Consider the following 21741-nt stretch of genomic DNA (forward strand, 5'->3'; position numbering starts at 1 on the left):
GTCCGCTACGAGTAGATCGCCTCGATCTCGTCCGCGAAGTCCTTCGCCACCACGTTCCGCTTCAGCTTCAGGGACGGGGTGATGTGGCCCGCCTCCTCCGTGAACTGGGCCGGCAGGATGCGGAACTTGCGGACCGACTCCGCCTTCGAGACCGCCGCGTTGCCGTCGTCGATCGCCCGCTGCACCTCGGCCACGAGCTCCGCGTCCTCGCGCAGCGAGGCCGCCGTCGAACCGGCCGGCTTGCCGTGCTCCGCCGCCCAGCGGCCGAGGAACTCCTCGTCGATCGTGACCAGCGCGCCGACGAACGGACGGCCGTCGCCGACCACCATGCACTCCGCGACGAGCGCGTGCGCCCGGATCCGGTCCTCGATGACCGCCGGGGCGACGTTCTTCCCGCCCGCCGTCACCAGGATCTCCTTCTTGCGGCCGGTGATCGCGAGGTAGCCGTCCTCGTCGAGGGTGCCGATGTCACCCGTGTGGAACCAGCCGTCGGCGAGCGCCTCGGCGGTCGCCGCCTCGTTGTTCCAGTACCGCGAGAAGATGTGCTCGCCGTGCAGCAGCACCTCGCCGTCGTCGGCGATCCGCACCACCGAGCCCGGCAGCGGCTGCCCGACCGTGCCGATCTTCTGCCGGTCCCACGGGTTGAAGGCGGTCGCCGCGCACGACTCCGTCAGGCCGTAGCCCTCCAGGACGGTGAAGCCGATGCCGCGGAAGAAGTGGCCGAGCCGCTCGCCCAGCGGGGCGCCGCCCGAGATCGCGAACTCGCCGCGCCCGCCGAGCACCGCCCGCAGCTTGCTGTAGACCAGCTTGTCGAAGAGCTTGTGCTTCAGCTTGAGACCGAGGGACGGACCCTCGGGGGTGCCGATCGCCCGGCTGTACGCGATGGCCGTGTGCGCGGCCTTGTCGAAGATCTTGCCCTTGCCGTCGGCCTGCGCCTTCGCCCGCGCCGAGTTGTAGACCTTCTCGAAGACACGCGGCACGCCGAGGATCAGCGTCGGCCGGAACGAGGCCAGCTCGTCGGTGAGGTTCTTGATGTCCGGTACGCAGCCCAGCTTGATCGGCGCCATGATCGACGCGACCTCGACGAGCCGCCCGAAGACGTGCGCGGCCGGCAGGAAGAGCAGGACCGAGCACTCGCCCGTACGGAACAGGGGCTTGAGCCGCGCCACCACGTTGCCGCACTCGGCGAAGAACGCCCGGTGGGTCAGGACGCAGCCCTTGGGGCGACCGGTCGTGCCCGAGGTGTAGACGATCGTCGCCGGGTCGTCCGCGTTCGCCGCCGACATGCGCTCGTCGAGCAGCTCGTCGGAGACGTCCGCGCCCTCGGCGGTGAGGCGCGCGACCGCGTCGGCCTCGATCTGCCGGATGCCCTTGAGGTCCGGGAGCTGCGCGCGGACCGACTCGACCGAGGCCTCGTGGGCCGGGCTCTCCACGAGCGCGAGGGAGGCGCCCGAGTCGCCGAGGATCCACTGGATCTGCTCCGGCGAGCTGGTCTCGTACACCGGCACGGTCACCGCGCCCGCGCTCCAGATCGCGAAGTCGAGGAGGACCCACTCGAAGCGGGTGCGGGAGAGCAGCGCGACCCGGTCGCCGGGCTCGACACCTGCGGCGATCAGCCCCTTGGCGACACCGCGGACCTCGGCGAGGAACTGGGTGGCGGAGACGTCCGTCCAGACGCCGTCGACCTTGCGGCCCATCACGGCCACGTCTGGGTGCTGGGAGGCGTTGCGGCGGATGAGATCCGTCAGGTTGCCGTCCGTGGGGACCTCGTACAGGGCCGGAAGGCTGAACTCGCGCAAGACTGCTGCTCCTCATCGGGCGCCGGCGCCACGGCTCTGTGTGATGCGCCGGACTTGTCCATGATCGGGCAGGTGCTCAGTGGGGGTGAGCACGACTGGACCGACCGGACGTTACCGATCGGTAGATGGTTCCGATAGGGGGTCCCGGCCAGATGTTCCGTGCATCACACAGGCATGACGGCTCTCCGCGCACAGTAATCCACAGCTTTCCCGACTCGGAAGTAACCGCAGGTGGCAGGTCCTAGGGTGGGGCCATGCGAGTCCATGTGGTCAGTGACGTACACGGCAACGCCGGAGACCTCGCCGCGGCGGGGGAGGGCGCCGACGCCCTCATATGTCTCGGGGACCTGGTCCTCTTCCTCGACTACGCCGATCACAGCCGCGGCATCTTCCCCGACCTCTTCGGCGTCGAGAACGCCGACCTGATCGTGGAGCTGCGCACCGCCCGCCGCTTCGACGAGGCCCGTGACCTGGGCCGCCGCCTCTGGGCCGAGCTCGACGTCGACCGCGACACCGCCATCGAGGCCGCCGTCCGCCGCCAGTACGCCGAACTGTTCGCCGCCTTCCCCACCCCCACGTACGCCACCTACGGCAACGTCGACATCCCCCGTCTCTGGCCCGAGTACGCCCGCCCCGGCACCACCGTCCTCGACGGACAGCGCGTCGAGCTCGGCGGCCTCGTCTTCGGCTTCGTCGGCGGCGGCCTCCAGACCCCGATGCGCACCCCGTTCGAGATCCCGGACGAGGAGTACGCCGCCAAGGTCGAGGCCCTCGGCGAGGTCGACGTCCTCTGCTCCCACATCCCGCCGGACGTCCCCGAGCTGACCTACGACACCGTCGCCCGCCGCTTCGAGCGCGGCAGCCGCGCCCTCCTCGACGCGATCCGGCGGACCCGGCCCCGGTACGCCCTCTTCGGCCACGTCCACCAGCCGCTCGCCCGGCGGATGCGGATCGCCGCCACCGAGTGCGTCAACGTCGGTCACTTCGCCTCGACCGGCAGCCCCTTCGCCCTGGAGTGGTGACGGGGGCGCGGGCGCGGCGCGATAGCCTTCCGTAAGCACGCCTGTGCCCATTCCCTTCCCGCCGGACCGCACGTGGAGGAGCCACCGCGATGGCCGAACACACCAGCTCGAGCATCACCATCGAGGCGGCGCCGGCCGACGTCATGGGTGTGATCGCCGACTTCGCCCGCTACCCCGACTGGACGGGCGAGGTGAAGGAGGCCGAGGTCCTGGAGAAGGACGCGGCCGGCCGCGCCGAGAAGGTCCGGCTGCTGCTCGACGCCGGCGCCATCAAGGACGACCACGTCCTCGCGTACACCTGGACCGGCTCCGACGAGGTCAGCTGGACCCTGGTCAAGTCCCAGATGCTCCGCTCCCTCGACGGCTCCTACCGCCTCGCCGACCTGGGCGGGAACCGCACCGAGGTCACCTACCAGCTGACCGTCGACGTCAAGATCCCCATGCTCGGCATGATCAAGCGCAAGGCCGAGAAGGTCATCATCGACCGGGCCCTCGCCGGTCTGAAGAAGCGCGTCGAATCCGGCGTCTGACCGCCCCGAGGGCGGTCCGGCGGGCGACGGTAACGTCCTCCGCATGGAGATCATCCTTGTCACCGGCCCCGGCGGCGCCGGACGGACCACCGTCGCCGCCGCCACCGCCCTCGCCGAGGCACACGCGGGGCGGCGGGTGCTGCTGGTCTCCGAGGACGCCGACCCCGGCGTCACGGGCGCCGGCCTCGCGGGTGTGGGCGTCACGGGCCCGGGCATCACGGGCGAGGGCCCGATGCTGCTCAGGCCCGAGCCCGCCGCCGACTTCCGGCGCGAGTTCCTCGCCCTCCAGGCCCGCTCCGGCGCCGCCCTCGACCTGCTCGGCGCCGCGCCCTTCGAAGAGGCCGAGCTCACCGAGCTCCCCGGCAGCCGCCCCTTCGCCCTGCTCAGGGCCCTGCGCGACGCCGCCGCCGGACCGTACGACCTCGCCGTCGTCGACCTGCCCCCGCTCCGCGAGGCCCTCGCCCTGCTCGCCCTGCCCGAGCAGCTCCGCCGCTACCTGCGCCGCCTCCTGCCCCCCGAGCGGCAGGCCGCCCGGGCCCTGCGTCCGATGCTCGCCCAGCTCGCCGGGGTCCCCATGCCCGCGCAGTGGCTGTACGAGACCACCGCGCGCTGGGAGACCGAACTCGCCGCCGCCCAGGCCGTCGTCGAGGCCCCGGCCACCCGCGTCCGGCTCGTCCTCGAACCCGGCCCCGCCGCCGCCCGCGCCCTGCGCACCGCCCGGCTCGGCCTCGCCCTCCAGGGCCTCGCCCTCGATGCCGTCGTCGCCAACCGGCTGCTGCCCGCCGCCTCCGAGGACCCCTGGCTCGCCGGGCTCGCCGCCCGGCAGCACCGGCACCTCGCGGAGCTCCGTACCGAGGCGGGCGCCGTGTGCGAGCTGCCGCACCTCGGCCGGGACCCGCGCGGGGCCGAGGACCTCGCCCTCCTCGCGCCCGGCCCCGCGTCCGCACCCGTGCGGGAGACGCCCCGGATCGAGGACCGGCGGGCCGAGGACGGCGTCCTCGTCTGGCACATCCCGCTGCCCGGCGCGGTGAAGGAGGAGCTCTCCCTGGTCCGCAGGGGCGACGAACTGCTCCTCACCGTCGGCCCGTTCCGCCGCCACCTCGCCCTGCCGGGCGCCCTGCGCCGCTGCACCGTGAGCGGCGCGGGACTCGTCGACGGGGACCTCCGGGTCCGCTTCACCCCGGACCCGGGACTCTGGCCGCGTACCCCCTGAGGGCGTGTACCGTCGAAGTACCTGCCACGGAGGAGTACGCCATGAGCGAATCGAGCGAATCGGACGCCTGGGCTCAGGCGTGCGCCGAGGACCTGGAGGCGGAGAAGGCCCGCCGCCGCGCGGAGCGGGGCGCCGAGCCCGGCTCGGCCGCCGAGGAGTTCCGCAAGCTGTTCGACGCCGTCGCCGGGAAGATCACCGAGGGGCTCGGCGGAGCCGGCGGCCCGCTGCTCGGGGGCCTCGGCGGTCTCGGCGGCATCGGGGGACAGACCGTTCAGCAGTTCGTCAGCCAGGCGAAGGCCGTCGTCGAGCCCGTCATCGAGCGCAACCCGCAGGTCTTCGACCACCTCGCCGCCGCCGGGAGCGAACTCCTCGCCGCCTACCGCTCCGCCGTCGAGGGCCACGAGACCCGCTGGACCCGCGGCGGGACCGTCGAGGAGGACGACCCGCGCCGCGAGGCCGACGGCGGGCCCCGCAAGGAATCCCGAGGCGACTCCCGCCGCGACGACGAGGGCCCCGCGAGCGGTGAGCAGATCGACCTTGACTGATCAGTAGCCGCCTTCCCCTCGGGTACGGTGGGCCCTAGCGGGGCTCGACCGAAAACTGAGGGACACATGGGACTCACCATCGGCGTCGACATCGGCGGCACGAAGATCGCGGCCGGCGTGGTCGACGAGGAGGGCAACATCCTCGACACGCACAAGGTGCCCACCCCGCCGACCCCCGAAGGCATCGTCGACGCGATCAGCGCCGCGGTCTCCGAGGCCGGCAAGGGGCACGCGATCGAGGCTGTCGGCATCGGAGCCGCCGGCTACGTCGACGACAAGCGGGCCACCGTCCTCTTCGCGCCGAACATCGACTGGCGGCACGAGCCGCTGAAGGACAAGGTCGAGCAGCGCGTCGGCCTCCCCGTCGTCGTGGAGAACGACGCCAACGCGGCGGCCTGGGGCGAGTACCGGTTCGGCGCGGGACAGGGCCACGAGGACGTCATCTGCATCACCCTCGGCACCGGCCTCGGCGGCGGCATCATCATCGGCAACAAGCTGCGCCGCGGACGCTTCGGCGTGGCCGCCGAGTTCGGCCACATCCGGGTCGTCCCCGACGGCCTGCTCTGCGGCTGCGGCAGCCAGGGCTGCTGGGAGCAGTACGCCTCCGGGCGTGCGCTCGTGCGGTACGCGAAGCAGCGCGCCCTCGCCACCCCCGAGCGGGCCGAGGTCCTGCTCGCCCTCGGCGACGGCACCCCGGAGGGCATCGAGGGCAGGCACGTCAGCCAGGCCGCCCGCGCGGGCGACCCGGTCGCCGTCGACTCCTTCCGCGAGCTGGCCCGCTGGGCGGGCGCCGGTCTCGCCGACCTCGCCTCGCTCTTCGACCCGTCGGCGTTCATCGTCGGCGGCGGCGTCTCGGACGAGGGCGACCTCGTCCTCGACCCGATCCGCTCCTCCTTCCGCCGCTGGCTGATCGGCGGCAAGTGGCGTCCGCACGCCCAGGTCCTCGCGGCCCAGCTCGGCAACAAGGCCGGCCTGGTCGGCGCGGCGGACCTGGCCCGCCAGGGCTGAGGCCCGTACCGGCTCGGCAGCCACCGATACGCCGACCGCCCGTCGCGTCCCCTGGGACCCGGCGGGCGGTCGGCGTATGTTGCCGGACATGGCGACCAGCGAGCTCCCCGAGCTGCCCGACCTGCCCGACTCCCGTACGGAGGCGGACGGTTCGGCCGTCCTGAGGGTCCTCAGCTACAACATCCGCTCGATGCGGGACGACGAGGACGCCCTCGCCCGGGTCATCAGGGCGTGCGCGCCGGACGTCGTCTTCGTCCAGGAGGCCCCGCGCTTCTTCCGCTGGCGCAAGCACGCGGCCCGGCTCGCCGCGAAGAGCGACCTCGTCATGCTGAGCGGCGGCGCCACCGCGGCGGGACCGCTGCTCCTCTGCTCCCTGCGGGCCACCGTGGAACGCACCGAGGACGTCCTGCTGCCCCGCACCCCCGGCCTGCACCGCCGCGGCCTCGCGACCGCCGTCGTCCGCTTCGCCGGGGCCAGGGTCGGGCTGATCAGCTGCCACCTGAGCCTCGCGAAGGACGAGCGGTACGCCCAGGCGGGCCTGGTCCTCGACCGGGTCGCCGCCCTGGGAACCCCGTACGCCCTCGTCGCCGGCGACCTCAACGAGCGCCCCGGCGGCCCCGCCTTCACCCGCCTCGGCACCCGGCTGCGCGACGGCTGGACCGAACGCCCGTGGGGCGGCGAACACACCTGGCCCGCCACCGCCCCCGACCGCCGCATCGACGCCGTCCTGGCCACTCCGGGAGTGGAGATCCTCGGCTGCGGCGTCCCCCCGCACCTCCACCCGACCGACCTGAGAACGGCGACGGACCACCTGCCGGTACTGGCGGCGGTCCGTGTGCCGGCGGCGGCCTGACGGGGCGCGGCCCCGGGCCGGGGCGGCCCGGGCGCGGGGTCGGCGGACGGAGTCCGGCGCGGCCGTGCGAAGCCCGGGAGGTGCCCTCGGCACCGAGCGGTGCGAGGGCGGCGTCGGGAGCGGTGACGGGGTGGGGCTTCGGGCCGGGGCGCCGGGCTACACCACCGCGCCTCGGCCCGGGTCGTCGAAGCCGTCGTCGTCCTCGTCGTCGTGCTTCATGCGTGAGACGAGGGTCGCGAAGCCGCCCAGGAAGCCGCCGACGCAGAGCGTCGTCAGCCACCAGGTCATGTCCCACTGGAGCAGGACGGCCAGCAGCATCAGCACCGGGCCGCCGACCACGCCGAGCCAGGCGAACTTGGTCGTCGCGTCGGCCTCCGGCAGCGGCGGGGGCTCCGGCGGCACGAAGTGGCCCTCGTCGGAGCCGCCGGGGCCGTCCTCGGGCTCGGCCGGCGTGTAGTCGCGGGGGCCGGCCGGCCGTACCCCGGGGGCGAAGACCACGGAGCTGCCGAGCGCGGGCTTGCCCGTACCGGCCTCGGGCTTGTCGTCGGGGACGCCCTCGGCACCGGCGTCCGGGGCGGCGTCGGCGGCGGGGTCCGCGGCGGAGCCCGTACCGGGACCGGAGTCTCCGGCGGCGGGCTTCCGCAGGCCGGCCTCCGACTTCCAGGTGCCCGTCCCCGGCTTCGCCGGGCCCACGCTCCCGCCTCCGGTCTCGGCGTCGTCGTCGTCCTCCGGCTCCGGAAGCGACAAGGTCTCGATCGGGCGGTACGGCCTCGCGCCCGGAGGGTCCGCGGGCTCTTCCCCGTACCCGGCGACGATCGCGGCCCAGGCCGCCTCCTCGTCGATGGGCTGCGGCTCCCGCTCGCCGCCGTCCTGCTGATCAGCCACCGCTGCTGCTCCTCTTCCCCTGGGTCCCCTCGACCGGAAGCGTGGCGAGCCGCTGGACGAACGCCCAGCTCTCCTCGAAGATCCGCTCCGCGTCATGGTCCAACGTCGCGACGTGGTAGCTCTGTTCCAGCAGGATCTCCTGGACGTCCGTCGAGGAGACCCGGCTCAGTATCCGGGCGGAGTCGGCCGGTGGCACCACGTGGTCCTGCGGGCTGTGCAGCACGATCAGCGGCTGGGTGACCTTCGGAAGCTCCGCGTCGACCGTCTGGAAGAGCCGCCGCAGCGAGTGCGCCGCGTGCAGCGGCACCCGGTCGTAGCCGAGCTCCACCGCGCCCTCCTTCGCTATGTCGCTCGCGAGCCCCGAGGTCGTCCGGACCAGGTACCGGACGACGGGCAGCGCGTGCGCGGCGAGGCCGTGCACCTTGTTGCCCGGGTTGACGAGGACGAGACCGCGCACCGCGTCCCCGTGCTCCTGGGCGAGGCGCAGGGAGAGCGCGCCGCCCATGGAGAGCCCGAAGACGAAGACGGTCTCGCAGCGGGCCAGGAGCTCGCGCAGGGCCCGGTCCACCTCCGCGTACCAGTCCTGCCAGGTGGTGAGCTGCATGTCCTCCCAGCGGGTGCCGTGGCCGGGCAGCAGCGGCACCGACACCGACAGGCCGCGCTCCGCGAGGTACTCGGCCCACGGGCGCATGGACTGCGGGGAACCGGTGAATCCGTGACAGAGAAGGACGCCGACCTCTCCGCCTTCGTGGCGGTACGGCTCGGCTCCGGGAAGGACCGGCACCGGGGTCTCCTGTTCGCTCGCGACCCCGGCGTCTTCGAGTGCGCCGGAGCGACGGAAAATGGGGAAGGACCTTCACGGTACGCGACCGGAAGGACACCGACCAGGGCCGTAGCGGGGGGTGTGGGCCGGTACGGGATAAAGTCGTGGCCGACGGCACACGGAAGGCTTGGCGAGTTGATCTACGGCGCAATGAAGTTCTCCATCGGAGGGTCCCTGAAGCTTGCCTTCCGGCCCTGGGTCGAGGGCTTGGAGAACATTCCCGCCGACGGTCCCGCGATCCTGGCGAGCAACCACCTGTCGTTCTCGGACTCCTTCTTCCTGCCCGCCGTCCTCGACCGCAAGGTCACCTTCATCGCCAAGGCCGAGTACTTCACCTCGCCGGGCGTGAAGGGCAAGCTCACCGCCGCCTTCTTCAAGGGCGTCGGCCAGCTCCCCGTCGACCGCTCGGGCGCCCGCGGCGCCGGCGAGGCGGCGATCAAGGCCGGCATCGAGGTCATCGAGAAGGGCGGGCTCTTCGGGATCTACCCCGAGGGCACCCGTTCGCCCGACGGCCGCCTCTACCGGGGCAAGCCCGGCGGTCTCGCGCGGGTGGCCCTGGCCACCGGCGCGCCGGTGATCCCGGTCGCGATGATCGACACGGAGAAGATCCAGCCGCCCGGCAAGGTCGTCCCCAAGCTGATGCGCCCGGGGATCAGGATCGGCAAGCCGCTGGACTTCTCGCGGTACCACGGCATGGACGGGGACCGGTTCATCCTCCGCTCGGTGACCGACGAGGTCATGTACGAGATCATGAAGCTGTCGGGCCAGGAGTACGTCGACATCTACGCGACCGCCGCCAAGCGGCAGATCGCGGAGGCGGAGAAGGCGGCCAAGGAGGCCGTCAAGGCCGAGATCGCGGCGCGGGAAGAGTCCGGCGCGTAAGGCGCGTACGTTTCTTTCTTTCCAGGGGTGGGGGAGATGGCCAAGCGCGAGCGTGTCGTGCGCATGTCGGTCGAGCAGCCGTTGTGGCGGGCGCTGACCGGGTACCGCGTCCTGACCATGGGGTACGCGGTCCTCCTCTTCGCCCTCGACCCGCGGAGGTACGAGCGGCCCTGGGTCGCCGTCGGCTATCTGGTCGTCCTCTGCGTCTGGACCCTCGCCACGCTCCCCAAGGTGGCGAACGCGGCCGGCTGTACCAAGCGCTTCCTCGGCGCCGACCTCACCGTCGCGCTCGTCGGCATCCTGCTGACCCCGTTCGTCGACGCCCAGGCCCAGCAGATCGACGGCCCGACGCTGCCGTCGATATGGACCGCCGGCTCCGTCCTCGCGTACGCGCTCAAGGGCGGCTGGCGCTGGGCTGCGGTCGCCTCCACCCTCGTCGCCTTCGCCAACATCGTCGAGCGCGGCCACCCCAGCCGGGACACGATCCACAACGTGCTGCTCGTCTGGGTCGCCTCCATCGCCATCGGGTACGTCGTCGAGGTCGCCCGTGCCTCCGAGCGCACCCTGGCCCGGGCCCTGGAGATCGAGGCCGCGACCCGCGAGCGGGAGCGGCTCGCCCGTGACATCCACGACAGCGTCCTCCAGGTCCTCGCGATGGTGAAGCGGCGCGGTACGGAGATGGGCGGCGAGGCCGCCGTGATCGCCCGCATGGCGGGGGAGCAGGAGGTCGCGCTCCGCACCCTCGTCGCCGGCGGCCTGGTCCGGCCGAGCTTCGTCTCCGAGGACGAGTCCGAGGGGGCCGTGGTGCGGGTCGTCGAGGAGGCGGACGACCCGGACGACGACTCCCCGGTCGACCTGCGCGTGCTGCTCGCCCCGCGGGCCGGGGCCCGGGTCACGCTCTCCGAGCCCGGCGCGCCGGTCCTCCTCCCGGGCCCCGCGGCCCGCGAGCTGGCCAACGCCGTCGGCGCCGCCCTGGACAACGTACGGGTGCACGCCGGTGAGGACGCGCAGGCGTGGATCCTGATCGAGGACTGGCCGGACGAGGTCGTCGTGACCGTACGGGACGACGGCCCCGGTATCCCGGAGGGCCGCCTCGCGGAGGCCGCGGGCGAGGGCCGGATGGGGGTCGCCCTCTCCATCCGGGGCAGGCTGCGGGACCTCGGCGGGACGGCCGAGCTGATCTCGGTCCCGGGGCAGGGCACGGAAGTCGAGTTGAAGGTTCCCCGGGGGAAGGCAGGACAGGAAAGATGAGCGAGCAGCAGCGGATCACGGTGATGGTCGTCGACGACCACCCGATGTGGCGGGACGCGGTCGCCCGCGACCTCGCGGAGGCGGGCTTCGACGTGGTCGCCACGGCCGGGGACGGCGAGCAGGCCGTGCGCCGGGCGACGGCGGTCACCCCGGACGTCCTGGTCCTCGACCTGAACCTGCCGGTCAAGCCAGGCGTCCAGGTCTGCAAGGAGCTCGTCGGCGCCCGTCCGGAGCTGCGGGTCCTGGTCCTCTCGGCGAGCGGCGAGCACGCGGACGTCCTGGAGGCGGTCAAGTCCGGCGCCACCGGCTACCTCCTCAAGTCGGCCAGCACGGCGGAGCTCATCGACGCCGTGCGGCGCACGGCCGTCGGCGACGCCGTCTTCACGCCGGGCCTCGCCGGTCTCGTCCTCGGCGAGTACCGCCGCCTCGCCTCCGAGCCCGCCCCGGCGGGCGGCGGCGACGAGCCGGAGGCCCCCCGGCTGACCGACCGCGAGACCGAGGTCCTGCGGCTCGTCGCCAAGGGCCTCAGCTACAAGCAGATCGCCGAGCGCCTGGTGATCTCGCACCGCACGGTCCAGAACCACGTGCAGAACACGCTCGGGAAGCTCCAGCTGCACAACCGCGTCGAGCTCGTCCGGTACGCCATCGAGCGGGGCCTCGACGACGCGTGACGCCGCCCTGAGGAGGGGCCCGCGCCGGGCGTGGCGCCCCGGAGGGCCGTATATTCGCGATATCCGGACAGAACCGTGAATATGCGGCCCACCAGCCTCACAAGGGGAAACCCGTGGAAATCCTGGCATTCGGCGTACAGGCGGACGAGAAGCCTCTGATCGAGAAGGCGTTCGAGGGGCATCATGACGTCCGCTGCCTTGACGTCTTCCTGACCGAGGACACCGCCCCCATCGCGGCCGGCTACGAGATCGTCTCCACCAGCGTCAACGCCAGCCTCGACCACAAGGTCCTGCAGACCCTCGCCGCCGGCGGCACCCAGATGATCGCCCAGCGCTCCACGGGCTTCAACAACATCGACCTGGAGGTGGCCGAGCGCCTCGGCCTCACCGTCGCCCGCGTCTCCTACTACTCGCCGTACTCCGTCGCCGAGTTCGCCTGGACCCTGGCGATGGCCGTCAACCGCCGCATCGTCCGCGCCTCCAACCGGACCCGCGACTTCGACTTCCGCCTCGACGGGCTGATGGGCCGCGACCTGCGGGGCCGTACCGTCGGCGTCCTCGGCACCGGCAAGATCGGCGAGGCCTTCACCCGGATCGCCCACGGCTTCGGCATGAACCTGCTCGGCTGGGACGTCGCCGAGAACCCCGCCTGCGTCGAGCTCGGCATGAAGTACGTCGAGAAGGAGCGGCTCTTCGCCGAGGCCGACCTCATCAGCCTCCACGTGCCGCTCCTCCCCTCCACCCAGCACATCATCGACGCCGCCGCCCTCAAGGCGATGAAGGACGACGTCATCCTGGTGAACTCCAGCCGCGGCGGCCTCGTCGACACCGAGGCCCTCGTCACCGAGCTCCGCAGGGGCCGCTTCGCCGGAGTCGGCCTCGACGTGTACGAGGCGGAGGCCGGGCTCTTCTTCCTCGACAAGTCCCTGGAGGTCGTCGAGGACGACACCCTGGCCCGCCTGGTCACCTTCCCGAACGTGGTGGTCACCTCGCACCAGGCGTACTACACGGTGGACGCGGTGGGCCAGATCATCGACACCACGGTCCAGAACGTCCTCAACTACACGGCGGGGCGCCGCGACGAGAACGTCCTGGTACCCAAGGCCTGAACGCGCCCCTCAGACGAGCACCCCGGCGAGCAGCGAGGCCGTCAGGTTCGCCCCCTCCAGGGTGAGCACCGACTCGGGGTGGAACTGGACCCCGGCGAACCCCGGGCCGCGCAGCGCGTGCACCTCGCCCGTCTCCGCGTCCCGGCTGACCTCGATCCGGTGCAGCGCCAGCTCCGTCGCCGCCCGGTCGTCGCAGCGGGCCGTGAAGCTGTTGTAGAAGCCGACGGTCCGCTCCTGCCCGAAGAGGTCGATCCGCAGCTGGGCGCCCTGGAACGGGGTCCGCTTGCGGACGATCTCCAGGCCCAGTTCGGCGGCGATCAGCTCGTGGCCCAGGCACACGCCGAGCAGGCCGTGGCGGTGGTCCCGTACGAGCTCCGCCGTCAGCGCGCGCAGGAAGCGCATCTTCGGATCGGCCGCGTCCGCCGGGTTGCCCGGGCCGGGGCCCAGCACGACGGGCCCCTCGTGGGCGAGCGCCAGCTCGCGCAGCCCCGGCTCGTCGTAGCGGAGCACCGACACCTCAAGGCCCGAGGAGCGCAGCACGTGCGCGAGCATCGCCGTGAAGGTGTCCTCGGCGTCGATCACCAGCGCGTGCCCCGACAGCTCCGCGGAACGGGTCTGCATCTTCAGCCAGAACGGCGCGAGGTCGGCCCGCCGGGCGTCCAGCGCGGCCCGCACCCGGGGGTCGTCGGCCAGCCGCGGCGCCGCCGAGGTGTCGGCCGTGACCGGCCGCCCCTCCCGCACCCCGAGCGCCGTGAGGATCCCGGCGGCCTTCGCGTGGGTCTCGGCGACCTCGCCGTCCGGGTCCGAGTGCCGGACCAGGGTCGCGCCGACGGGCACCCGCAGCTTCCCGTCGGCCGCGATGTCCGCCGTACGGATCAGGATGGGCGAGTCGAGCGTCTGCGTACCGCTGTCGTCCGTGCCGAGCAGCGCGAGCGCGCCCGCGTAGTAGCCGCGCCCGCCGCTCTCGTGACGCTCGATCACCCGGCAGGCGTTCTGCACCGGAGAGCCCGTCACCGTCGCCGCGAACATCGTCTCCCGCAGCACCTCGCGCACGTCGAGCGAGGAACGCCCCCGCAACTCGTACTCGGTGTGCGCGAGATGGGCCATCTCCTTGAGCCGGGGCCCGATGACGACCCCGCCCATGTCGCCGACCGTGCACATCATCTTGAGCTCCTCGTCGACGACCATCGACAGCTCCTCGGTCTCCTTGCGGTCGGCGAGGAAGGCGAGCAGGTCGTCGGCGGTCGGCGCGACCCCGGCCGGGTAGCGGTACGTGCCGCTGATGGGGTTCATGACGACGGTCCCGCCCGACATGCGCACATGCACCTCGGGGCTCGCACCGACGAGCGTCCGGTCGCCGGTGTGGACGACGTACGTCCAGTACGCGCCCCGCTCGCCCGCGAGCAGCCGCCGGAAGAGCGCGAGGGCGTCGGCCCGGCCGAAGCCGGGGATCTCGCCCGTGTAGGTCCGGCGGATGACGAAGTTCGCCCCCTCGCCCGAGCCGATCTCCTCCTCGATGACCCGGCGCACGGTCCCCGCGTACTCCTCGTCGGAGACGTCGAACCCGCCGCCCTCCACGCGCACGTCGTGCGTCGGGAGCTGCCCGAGGGCCTCGGCGAGCGGCAGCTCGTACGCCTCGTCCGCGACGAGCACGGAGAGCGGGGTCCCGTCGTCACGGACGTCGAAGCCGCGCTCCCGGATCTGCCGGAAGGGCACGAGCGCGAGCGTCGGCAGCGGGCCGACGGGCAGCTCCGCGAGTCGCTCGGCCTCATGGACCCGGCCGATCAGCACCTCGACGGTGTCGTGGTCACGGCCGGGAGTACGGCGGCGGAGCAGGGCGAACGGGGGGCAGGAGTCGTCGAGGAGACGGGAGAGGTCCATGGCTTGCGTGTTCCTTCCGTGGTGTGCGGAGAGGAACGGCCCCGGGTACGAGAAAGGCCGCCCCTCGGGCGGCCTGTGTGCGTTCTGCGTACGCGCGATCAGTGGGCCGCCGGATGAGCGGGCCACCACCAGTTCTGGATCTGCGAGGCGTACGACATGCGAGCACTGTAGCCCACGGCTCACGCGAACGGGGCCCGTTCCGCACGGTAGGGGTGCGGAACGGGCCCCGTCAGGGGTGACTCGGCGGAGACGCGATCAGAAGATCATGCCGTACATCTGCCAGCCGGTGCCGACGGCCACACGCGGCGCGAACGGCGCGGTGAGGCTGCCCGTGGACTTGTAGTACCAGAGCGTGCCGGCCGTGTCGCGGGCGATCAGGTCGCCCCGGCCGTCACCACCGAGGTCGCTCGGACCGAAGACGGTCTGGTACGCGGGGAAGCCGGTGGTGACCTTGTAGCGCGTCTTGAACGGCTTGGCGCCGTCGCCCGTGCCCTCGTAGGACCAGAGGACGCCGGCGTTGTCGCGGGCGACGAGGTCGGCCTTGCCGTCGCCGTTCAGGTCACCGGTGCTGATGATCGCGCTGTACGTCTGCCAGCCGGTGCCGATCCGGGTGCGGGACGTGAAGGGGCGGGTCATGTCGCCGGTGCCCTTGAACAGGTACAGGTCGCCGGTCGCCTTCTCACGGGCGATCAGGTCGGCCTTGCCGTTGGCGGTGATGTCACGGACACCGACGATCCGGTCGTATATCGACCAGCCGGAACCGACGCTCACGCGCTTCTTGAACGGGGCGCTGGGGTTGCCGCTGCCCTGGTGGTACCAGAGCACACCGGAGGAGTCCCGGCCCACGACGTCACCGGTGCCGTCGGCGCGGAGCGCCGTCATCGGGGCGACCACGTTGTACATCTGCCAGCCGGTCCCGACCTTGAACCGCTTCAGGAACGGGGCGGAGCCGTTGCCGGTGCCCTGGTACTGCCAGGTCTCGCCCTTGGAGTCGCGGCCGATGACGTTGTAGCGGTTGGTGGTGGAGACCGGGGCGGTGGGGACCGCCTCCACGACGTCCGCCGCCTTCACCCACGCCATGCGGTGGTTGTAGCGGATCGGGATGTACATGTCGGTGCCCACGACGTTCGTCTGGGCGGAGCCGAAGAAGTCGTCGCCCTTCACCGCCGGACCGGCCTTCACGTACGCCGCACCGGATCCGAAGGCGTACTTGGACAGGTAGTTGGGGTTGTCCGTGGGGGCGGTCAGGCCGTAGGCGGCGTAGGCCGAGGTCTCGGGGTAGGAGCGGCCGTAGATCAGCGGAGTCTTGCCGGACGCGGCCTTGAGCACCCGCTTCGTGGTGTCCTTGACGACCGAGGTGTACTGGCCGCCGGGGTTGTAGAACCAGGCCTTCTGCCCGCCGTACCAGATCTGGGTCCAGTCGTTCGTGGCGCTGGCGACCACGTAGGTGCCGCCGGCGCGGACCTTGTTGGCCCAGTTGTTGCCGTACTGCCAGTTCTCCGAGAGGTAGGGGTCGGTCAATGCCTTGGTCTGGTCGGCCACGGGCTGGGTGTAGAGGTATCCGAAGTTGACCGGGAGCACGGCGCTCGTCTTCGTGACGGAGACGCCGTTCACCTTCTCGTAGTACTTCATCGCCTGCTGGTTCGCCGTGTTGAACGGCGGGACGACGCGGACGAGCTGGCCGGCCTTGAGGAGACCGCCCGCCTGGCCGGCACCCGTCGGGGCGCCGAGCAGGGACATGTAGTGGTTCCAGTCCCAGAAGGGGCCGGCGTCCCAGTGCATGCCGGCGACCGTGGCGTTGGTGTTCCCGGCGACCTCGTCGTGGCCGATGATGTTCTCGCGGTCGACCGGGATGCCGTACTTGCCCGCGAGGAACTTCACCAGGTCGGCGGAGGAACGGTACTGGGGCTCGGTGAACCAGTAGCCGTCCTTGATGGCGTAGCCCTCGTGCTCCACGCCGATGTCGTGCATGTTGTCGGACCAGTTGCCCGCGTGCCACGCGATGTTCTTGTTCTCGACCATCTGCGCGACACGGCCGTCGGAGGCGCGGACCAGGTAGTGCGCGCTGCCCCTGGCCGTCGCGCTCTGGAAGGCGCTGATCGTTCCTTCGTACGAGCCCTCCGCGTCGTGGATCACGATGCGGCGGATGCTCGGCGTGCCCTGGGCGCGGTCGGCGAGCGTGTAGTTCTTCTGCCCGGTGCTCGGGACCTCGGCCGGTCGGAATTCACAGCTCAGGTTCGACGGGCACTCGGGGGTCGGGAGTGCCGTGGTGGCGGTGAAGGTCGCTGCCAGCGGCACGTTCGACGGTTTGACCGGCTCCACCGCCGGGTCCGCCGGAAGCGCGACCGACTCGCCGTCGGTGGTGAGCGCGGCCTCGCCGGTCTTGATCGACTCGAAGACGCGCTTCGCGAAGAGGTCGGCGCCCTTCTTGTCGGGGGACTGGCTGTAGCGGGCCACGGCCGGGTACCAGGCACCCGGGTCGTCGGACAGCTCGGCGCCCGCCTGCTTCTGGTACTCGGCGAGCAGGGCGGCACCGGCGCGGACCGACGCGGCGGTGTCGTCCTGGACGGCGTCGGCGGAGCTGTCGATCAGCTCGGCCGCCTTGTCCAGGGTGTGCAGCCGCGGGTCGTCGGTGTCGACGGTCAGGTTCGGCATGGCCCTGAGGGCCTTCAGCGCCTTCGCGGCGTTGAAGGTCTTCTCGATCTCGGCCTTGCCGCTCGCGTTGAGGTGGGAGAGGAGCTCCTCGTCGCTGGGGTCCTCGACGTCCTCCGGGTCGACCTTCGTCAGGCCCATGACGTTGTACGCGCCCGTGGTGCTCGGCAGACCGTCGTGGGACTCCCACCGGGTCTGGTTGTACGACACCGCCATCAGAACACTCTGCGGTACGTCGAACTCACGCGCCGCATTCGCGAACTGCGACTGCAGGGAGGCATCCCCCGTCGTCTTCGCGTCGCCGTTCGCGCCGACGAGGCCCGGCGAGGCGATCGCGAGGGTGCCGATCGTGGCCGTGGCGACGACGGCCGCAGCCGCTCCGTACATGAGCCGTTTCTTCTTGCGGTCCCTGCGGTGCCTCTGGGTCACGCCCACCCCTGTGAGTTCGGCTTTGCTCTTGTTAAAACGAGTTAAGAAAGTGAAACGGGCCAGAGGGTAACACCACTCGAACGAGCGAAGATCACCGGGAGACATTCGGGGCGCGTGTCTCAGCCACTGGGCAGTGCGACGGACACGGTCGCGGGACCCCGTACTGTGGTGTGCGTGACCGTGAACGCTGATACCCACGCCGTCGCCAAGGCGACCTGGCGAGACCTGCCCGCGGCGCAGCAGCCTGAGTACCCCGATGCCGAGGCTCTGCGCGATGTGATCGCGGACCTCGAGTCGTATCCTCCGCTCGTCTTCGCCGGCGAGTGCGACCAGCTGCGCGCCCGGATGGGAGCCGTCGCCCGTGGCGAGGCGTTCCTGCTCCAGGGCGGCGACTGCGCCGAGGCCTTCGACGCCGTGTCCGCCGACCACATCCGGGCCAAGCTCAAGACCCTGCTCCAGATGAGCGCCGTCCTCACCTACGCGGCCTCCGTGCCCGTCGTGAAGATCGGCCGCATCGCGGGCCAGTACTCCAAGCCCCGTTCCAAGGGGACCGAGACCCGCGACGGCGTGACCCTGCCGACGTACCGCGGTGACTCGGTCAACGGCTTCGACTTCACCGAGGCGGCCCGCATCCCGGACCCCGAGCGCCTGAAGCGGATGTACAACGCCTCCGCCTCGACGCTCAACCTGGTGCGCGCCTTCACCACCGGTGGCTACGCCGACCTGCGCCAGGTGCACGCCTGGAACCAGGACTTCGTGAAGTCGTCCCCCTCGGGCCAGCGGTACGAGCAGCTGGCGCGCGAGATCGACAACGCGCTCAACTTCATGAAGGCCTGTGGCACCGACCCGGCCGAGTTCAAGGCCGTCGAGTTCTACGCCTCCCACGAGGCGCTGCTCCTCGACTACGAGGGTGCCCTGACCCGTACGGACTCGCGCACCGGCAAGCTGTACGACACCTCCGGCCACATGGTCTGGATCGGTGAGCGCACCCGCCAGCTCGACCACGCCCACATCGAGTTCTGCTCGCAGATCGCGAACCCGATCGGCATCAAGCTGGGCCCGACGACCACGGTCGACGAGGCGCTGACGTACATCGACCGTCTCGACCCCGAGCGCGAGCCGGGCCGGCTGACCTTCATCGTCCGCATGGGCGCCGACAAGGTCCGCGACAAGCTCCCCGAGCTCGTCGAGAAGGTCACCGCCTCGGGCGCGGTCGTCGCCTGGGTCACCGACCCGATGCACGGCAACACCTTCGAGGCCGCCTCCGGCCACAAGACCCGCCGCTTCGACGACGTGCTCGACGAGGTCAAGGGCTTCTTCGAGGTCCACAAGGAGCTCGGCACCCACCCGGGCGGCATCCACGTCGAGCTCACCGGTGACGACGTCACCGAGTGCGTGGGCGGCGGCGACGAGATCTTCGTCGACGACCTGCACCAGCGCTACGAGACGGCCTGCGACCCGCGGCTCAACCGCAGCCAGTCGCTCGACCTGGCGTTCCTGGTGGCGGAGATGTACCGCGACCAGTGAGGGTCGTGATCAGTAGGTAGGTTCCTACGGGGATGGGGCGCGGATCGTTGTGATCCGCGCCCCATCGTCGTATGGGGGGCTTTTGAAGCCCCGACCCGCCGGGTAAGGTTAGGTTAACCTAAACGATCTCGGCGGGAGGTGAACCGCGTGTACGTCTGCTCATGCTTCGGTGTCACGGAGAAGCAGGTCAAGGAGCACGCGGACGCGGGCGCCTGCACGCCCCGCCAGATCGCCTCGGCCTGCAAGGCCGGCACGGACTGCGGTTCCTGCGTCCGTCGTATTCAGGCCATTCTCGGGCGCGGGAACTGCCCCCGGCGCGAGCTCGTGGACCAGGGCATGCCCGCCCTGACGGCCGAGATGGGCGCCGAGATGGCCGACACCGTCGTGGAGCTCGGCGAAGCCGCCTGACGCGGCCGACCGTCTTGCCGGCCGACTAGCTCGGCTGCTCGATGAGCGTCGAGACGTAGAGCGCCTCGCCCAGGGACTCGATCAGCTCCAGCTGCGTGTCCAGGTAGTCGATGTGGTGCTCCTCGTCGGCGAGGATCTCCTCGAAGAGGTTGGCGGACGTCACGTCCCCCTTCGCGCGCATGACCTCGATCCCGCGCTTGAGGCGGTCGATCGCCTCCACCTCGACCTGGCGGTCCGCCTGGAACATCTCGGTGATCGTCTGGCCGACCCGGACGTGGAAGAGCCGCTGGTAGTTGGGCAGGCCGTCGAGCATGAGGATGCGCTCGGTCAGCTTGTCCGCGTGCTTCATCTCGTCGATGGACTCTTCACGGGTGTACTTGGCGAGCTTCGTCCACCCCTTGTTGTCCTGGATGCGGTAGTGCAGCCAGTACTGGTTGATGGCCGTCAGCTCGCCGGTCAGCTGCTCGTTGAGGAACTCGAGGACCTCGGGGTCGCCCTGCATCGCAGAGGCTCCTTCCGTTGCACGTGGTGTGTTCGCGCCGTCACTGGGCAGGATGGCCGCATCCTCGCACCCCGAATGGGGGGAGTCCAGTAAGTGCAGGCTTAGTGCGACTTGTCCTAATAAAAGGCCGGGTAAGGGGTCTGCTGGTCATCACCACCCCTCGCCGTCTGTCACCATGGAGGAATGGGTCAGCCGGAGAGCGGAGAACGCCGGGAAGATGAAGCGGGGGAGCCGGATCGTTCACCGGATCTTCCGCCGGGCCAGCGCATCCAGCGAGGCTGGCCGGTCACCCACTACGGACCCGTGCCCAAGTTCAAGCCGGAGCGCTGGGAGTTCCGCGTCTTCGGCGCGACGGCGGACGGTGACAAGCGCTGCTGGAACCACGAGGAGTTCTCGGCGCTGCCGTTCTCCACGGTCGTGGCCGATCTCCACTGCGTGACGAAGTTCAGCATGCTCGGCGCCGAGTGGGGCGGGGTGCCCGCCCGGACCATCCTCGAACTCGCGCCGCCCGCTCCGCAGGTCACGCACGTGATGGTGTGGGCCGAGTACGGCTACAGCGCCAACATGCGACTCGCCGACTTCGCCGACGACCGCACGATCTTCGCCACCCACAAGGGCGGGGAGCTCCTCACCGCCGAGCACGGCTTCCCGCTGCGGCTCGTCGTCCCGCACCTGTACGCCTGGAAGGGCCCCAAGTGGGTCCGCGGCGTGGAGTACATGGCCGCCGACCGCCGCGGCTTCTGGGAGGAGCGCGGCTACCACAACCTCGGCGACCCCTGGACGGAGCAGCGCTACTCGTACCAGGAGGAGCCGGGGGACGGCCCGGAACTGTAGCCGCCCGGAGCCGTAGTGGCGGGAAAGCGGCGGGAAGCCGTCAGGCCCGGCGCTCGCGCAGCTTCTTCAGGAGCTCGACGTCCGCGATGTGCCCCTCCGTGCCGCCGGGCGTCTCGATGATCAACGGCACGCCGTCGGTGGCCGGGTGGCGCAGCAGGTGGCCGAAGGCCTCCTCGCCGATGTGACCGGCGCCGATGTTCGCGTGGCGGTCCTTGTGGGCGCCCACGACGTCCTTCGAGTCGTTGGCGTGGATCAGCTTCAGCCGGCCCTCGCCGACGGTCGCCACCAGCTGGTCGAGGGTCTGCGTCGCGCCGTGCGGACCGGTCAGGTCGTGGCCCGCGGCGAAGATGTGGCAGGTGTCGAGGCAGATGCCGAGCTTCGGGTGGTGGTCGAGGGCGTCGAAGTACGGACCGAACTCCTCGGCGCGCGAGCAGAGCGAGAAGCCCTGGCCGGCCGTGGACTCGATGAGGAGGTCCGGGTCGTCCTCGTGCGTCAGCTCGTCGAGGAGCGGCAGCATCCGCTCCCGTACCTGCGCGAGCGCCTCCGCGCGCGGGCGGCCGCCGGTCGCGGAGCCGGTGTGGACCACCACGCCCCTCGCGCCGATCTCGCGGCCCCGGCGCAGCGAGTGCCGCAGGGACTCGACCGACTTCTCGACGGTGGCCTCGGTGTGGGAGCCGAAGTTGATGAGGTACGGGGCGTGGACCCAGGCCGAGATCGACTCGGCGGCGCACTCCTCCCGGAACCGCTCGTCCTGGGCGGGGTTGCCGGCGGGGGTGGCCCAGCCACGCGGGTTGGCGACGAAGACCTGGACGGTCTCGGCGCCGAGGGTGCGGGCGTAGCCGAGGCCGACGGTGGCGAGGCCGCCGGCCACGGGGACGTGGCCGCCGACGGGGTTGCGCAGGAGTGCGTCGCGCATG

21 protein-coding genes are annotated in these 21741 nt (G+C 71.5%); 13 read left to right on the forward strand and 8 right to left on the reverse strand.

Annotated elements, in window-relative coordinates; all coding sequences use genetic code 11:
• Positions 1–5: 5 nt before the first annotated feature.
• A complete protein-coding gene (locus ACFC0Z_RS22405) occupies positions 6–1799 on the reverse strand; it encodes an AMP-dependent synthetase/ligase (RefSeq protein ID WP_376440680.1) in 1794 nt (597 codons plus the stop codon).
• A gap of 254 nt (positions 1800–2053) precedes the next feature.
• Here ACFC0Z_RS22405 and ACFC0Z_RS22410 point away from each other — a divergent pair, with 254 nt between their 5' ends.
• The 6 genes from ACFC0Z_RS22410 (at position 2054) to ACFC0Z_RS22435 (ending at position 6970) form a co-directional block, all read left to right on the forward strand.
• Positions 2054–2821, forward strand: coding sequence for a metallophosphoesterase (locus tag ACFC0Z_RS22410; RefSeq protein WP_376440682.1), 768 nt, complete (start codon positions 2054–2056; stop codon positions 2819–2821).
• A gap of 89 nt (positions 2822–2910) precedes the next feature.
• Positions 2911–3351, forward strand: coding sequence for an SRPBCC family protein (locus ACFC0Z_RS22415; protein WP_376440685.1), 441 nt, complete (start codon positions 2911–2913; stop codon positions 3349–3351).
• Positions 3352–3394: 43 nt separating this feature from the next.
• Entirely contained in the window at positions 3395–4564 is a 1170-nt protein-coding gene (locus ACFC0Z_RS22420) for an ArsA-related P-loop ATPase (RefSeq protein WP_376440688.1), read from the forward strand.
• Positions 4565–4605: 41 nt separating this feature from the next.
• A complete protein-coding gene (locus ACFC0Z_RS22425) occupies positions 4606–5109 on the forward strand; it encodes a DUF5304 domain-containing protein (RefSeq protein WP_376440691.1) in 504 nt (167 codons plus the stop codon).
• A 66-nt stretch (positions 5110–5175) separates the two neighbouring features.
• Positions 5176–6117 (forward strand): ROK family glucokinase, encoded by a 942-nt coding sequence (locus ACFC0Z_RS22430; protein ID WP_376440692.1) that lies wholly within the window; start codon positions 5176–5178, stop codon positions 6115–6117.
• Between the two features lie 88 nt (positions 6118–6205).
• A complete protein-coding gene (locus ACFC0Z_RS22435) occupies positions 6206–6970 on the forward strand; it encodes an endonuclease/exonuclease/phosphatase family protein (protein ID WP_376440695.1) in 765 nt (254 codons plus the stop codon).
• A 156-nt stretch (positions 6971–7126) separates the two neighbouring features.
• On the opposite strand, the gene ACFC0Z_RS22440 is transcribed toward ACFC0Z_RS22435, so the two are convergent.
• Both ACFC0Z_RS22440 and ACFC0Z_RS22445 read right to left on the reverse strand, forming a co-directional pair.
• Positions 7127–7855, reverse strand: coding sequence for a hypothetical protein (locus ACFC0Z_RS22440; protein WP_376440697.1), 729 nt, complete (start codon positions 7853–7855; stop codon positions 7127–7129).
• Positions 7848–8639, reverse strand: a complete 792-nt coding sequence (locus tag ACFC0Z_RS22445; protein WP_376440699.1) for an alpha/beta hydrolase — start codon at positions 8637–8639, stop codon at positions 7848–7850. Before ACFC0Z_RS22445 ends, ACFC0Z_RS22440 begins: the two co-directional genes overlap by 8 nt.
• A gap of 189 nt (positions 8640–8828) precedes the next feature.
• Between ACFC0Z_RS22445 and ACFC0Z_RS22450 the strand changes: the two genes are divergently transcribed.
• The 4 genes from ACFC0Z_RS22450 (at position 8829) to ACFC0Z_RS22465 (ending at position 12591) form a co-directional block, all read left to right on the forward strand.
• Positions 8829–9560, forward strand: coding sequence for a lysophospholipid acyltransferase family protein (locus ACFC0Z_RS22450; RefSeq protein WP_376440702.1), 732 nt, complete (start codon positions 8829–8831; stop codon positions 9558–9560).
• A 36-nt stretch (positions 9561–9596) separates the two neighbouring features.
• The gene (gene macS / locus ACFC0Z_RS22455) at positions 9597–10811 is read left to right on the forward strand and encodes a MacS family sensor histidine kinase (RefSeq protein WP_376440705.1); all 1215 of its coding nucleotides are present in this window, start codon (positions 9597–9599) and stop codon (positions 10809–10811) included.
• Positions 10808–11482: a response regulator gene (locus ACFC0Z_RS22460; protein WP_376440707.1), complete on the forward strand. Its 675-nt coding sequence runs from the start codon at positions 10808–10810 to the stop codon at positions 11480–11482. Before macS ends, ACFC0Z_RS22460 begins: the two co-directional genes overlap by 4 nt.
• Positions 11483–11595: 113 nt before the next feature.
• Entirely contained in the window at positions 11596–12591 is a 996-nt protein-coding gene (locus tag ACFC0Z_RS22465) for a 2-hydroxyacid dehydrogenase (RefSeq protein ID WP_376440710.1), read from the forward strand.
• Positions 12592–12600: 9 nt separating this feature from the next.
• Here ACFC0Z_RS22465 and ACFC0Z_RS22470 read toward each other — a convergent pair whose 3' ends face one another.
• The 3 genes from ACFC0Z_RS22470 to ACFC0Z_RS22480 all read right to left on the reverse strand — a co-directional run bounded on the left by ACFC0Z_RS22470 (position 12601) and on the right by ACFC0Z_RS22480 (position 17553).
• Positions 12601–14472 (reverse strand): anthranilate synthase family protein, encoded by a 1872-nt coding sequence (locus tag ACFC0Z_RS22470; RefSeq protein WP_376440712.1) that lies wholly within the window; start codon positions 14470–14472, stop codon positions 12601–12603.
• A gap of 98 nt (positions 14473–14570) precedes the next feature.
• Positions 14571–14630 carry a trp operon leader peptide gene (locus ACFC0Z_RS22475; RefSeq protein ID WP_376441301.1) on the reverse strand — a complete coding sequence of 20 codons (60 nt, stop codon included), beginning with the start codon at positions 14628–14630 and terminating at the stop codon, positions 14571–14573.
• Positions 14631–14727: 97 nt separating this feature from the next.
• Complete coding sequence (locus ACFC0Z_RS22480) at positions 14728–17553, reverse strand: N-acetylmuramoyl-L-alanine amidase (RefSeq protein ID WP_376440715.1); 2826 nt, start codon at positions 17551–17553, stop codon at positions 14728–14730.
• A 174-nt stretch (positions 17554–17727) separates the two neighbouring features.
• On the opposite strand from ACFC0Z_RS22480, the gene ACFC0Z_RS22485 reads away from it, so the two are divergent.
• Positions 17728–19080: a class II 3-deoxy-7-phosphoheptulonate synthase gene (locus ACFC0Z_RS22485; RefSeq protein WP_376440718.1), complete on the forward strand. Its 1353-nt coding sequence runs from the start codon at positions 17728–17730 to the stop codon at positions 19078–19080.
• Positions 19081–19218: 138 nt separating this feature from the next.
• Positions 19219–19488 (forward strand): bacterioferritin-associated ferredoxin, encoded by a 270-nt coding sequence (locus ACFC0Z_RS22490; RefSeq protein WP_376440720.1) that lies wholly within the window; start codon positions 19219–19221, stop codon positions 19486–19488.
• A 25-nt stretch (positions 19489–19513) separates the two neighbouring features.
• On the opposite strand, the gene bfr is transcribed toward ACFC0Z_RS22490, so the two are convergent.
• A complete protein-coding gene (gene bfr, locus ACFC0Z_RS22495) occupies positions 19514–19990 on the reverse strand; it encodes a bacterioferritin (RefSeq protein WP_352025269.1) in 477 nt (158 codons plus the stop codon).
• Positions 19991–20173: 183 nt separating this feature from the next.
• On the opposite strand from bfr, the gene ACFC0Z_RS22500 reads away from it, so the two are divergent.
• The gene (locus ACFC0Z_RS22500; protein ID WP_376440723.1) at positions 20174–20824 is read left to right on the forward strand and encodes a sulfite oxidase-like oxidoreductase; all 651 of its coding nucleotides are present in this window, start codon (positions 20174–20176) and stop codon (positions 20822–20824) included.
• A gap of 40 nt (positions 20825–20864) precedes the next feature.
• Here the strand turns inward: ACFC0Z_RS22500 and ACFC0Z_RS22505 are convergent, their stop codons facing one another.
• Positions 20865–21740 carry a deoxyribonuclease IV gene (locus tag ACFC0Z_RS22505; protein WP_376440725.1) on the reverse strand — a complete coding sequence of 292 codons (876 nt, stop codon included), beginning with the start codon at positions 21738–21740 and terminating at the stop codon, positions 20865–20867.
• Position 21741: the final 1 nt, after the last annotated feature.

This window comes from Streptomyces sp. NPDC056144 (assembly GCF_042264145.1).
In the GTDB taxonomy this organism is placed as follows: Bacteria; Actinomycetota; Actinomycetes; order Streptomycetales; family Streptomycetaceae; genus Streptomyces.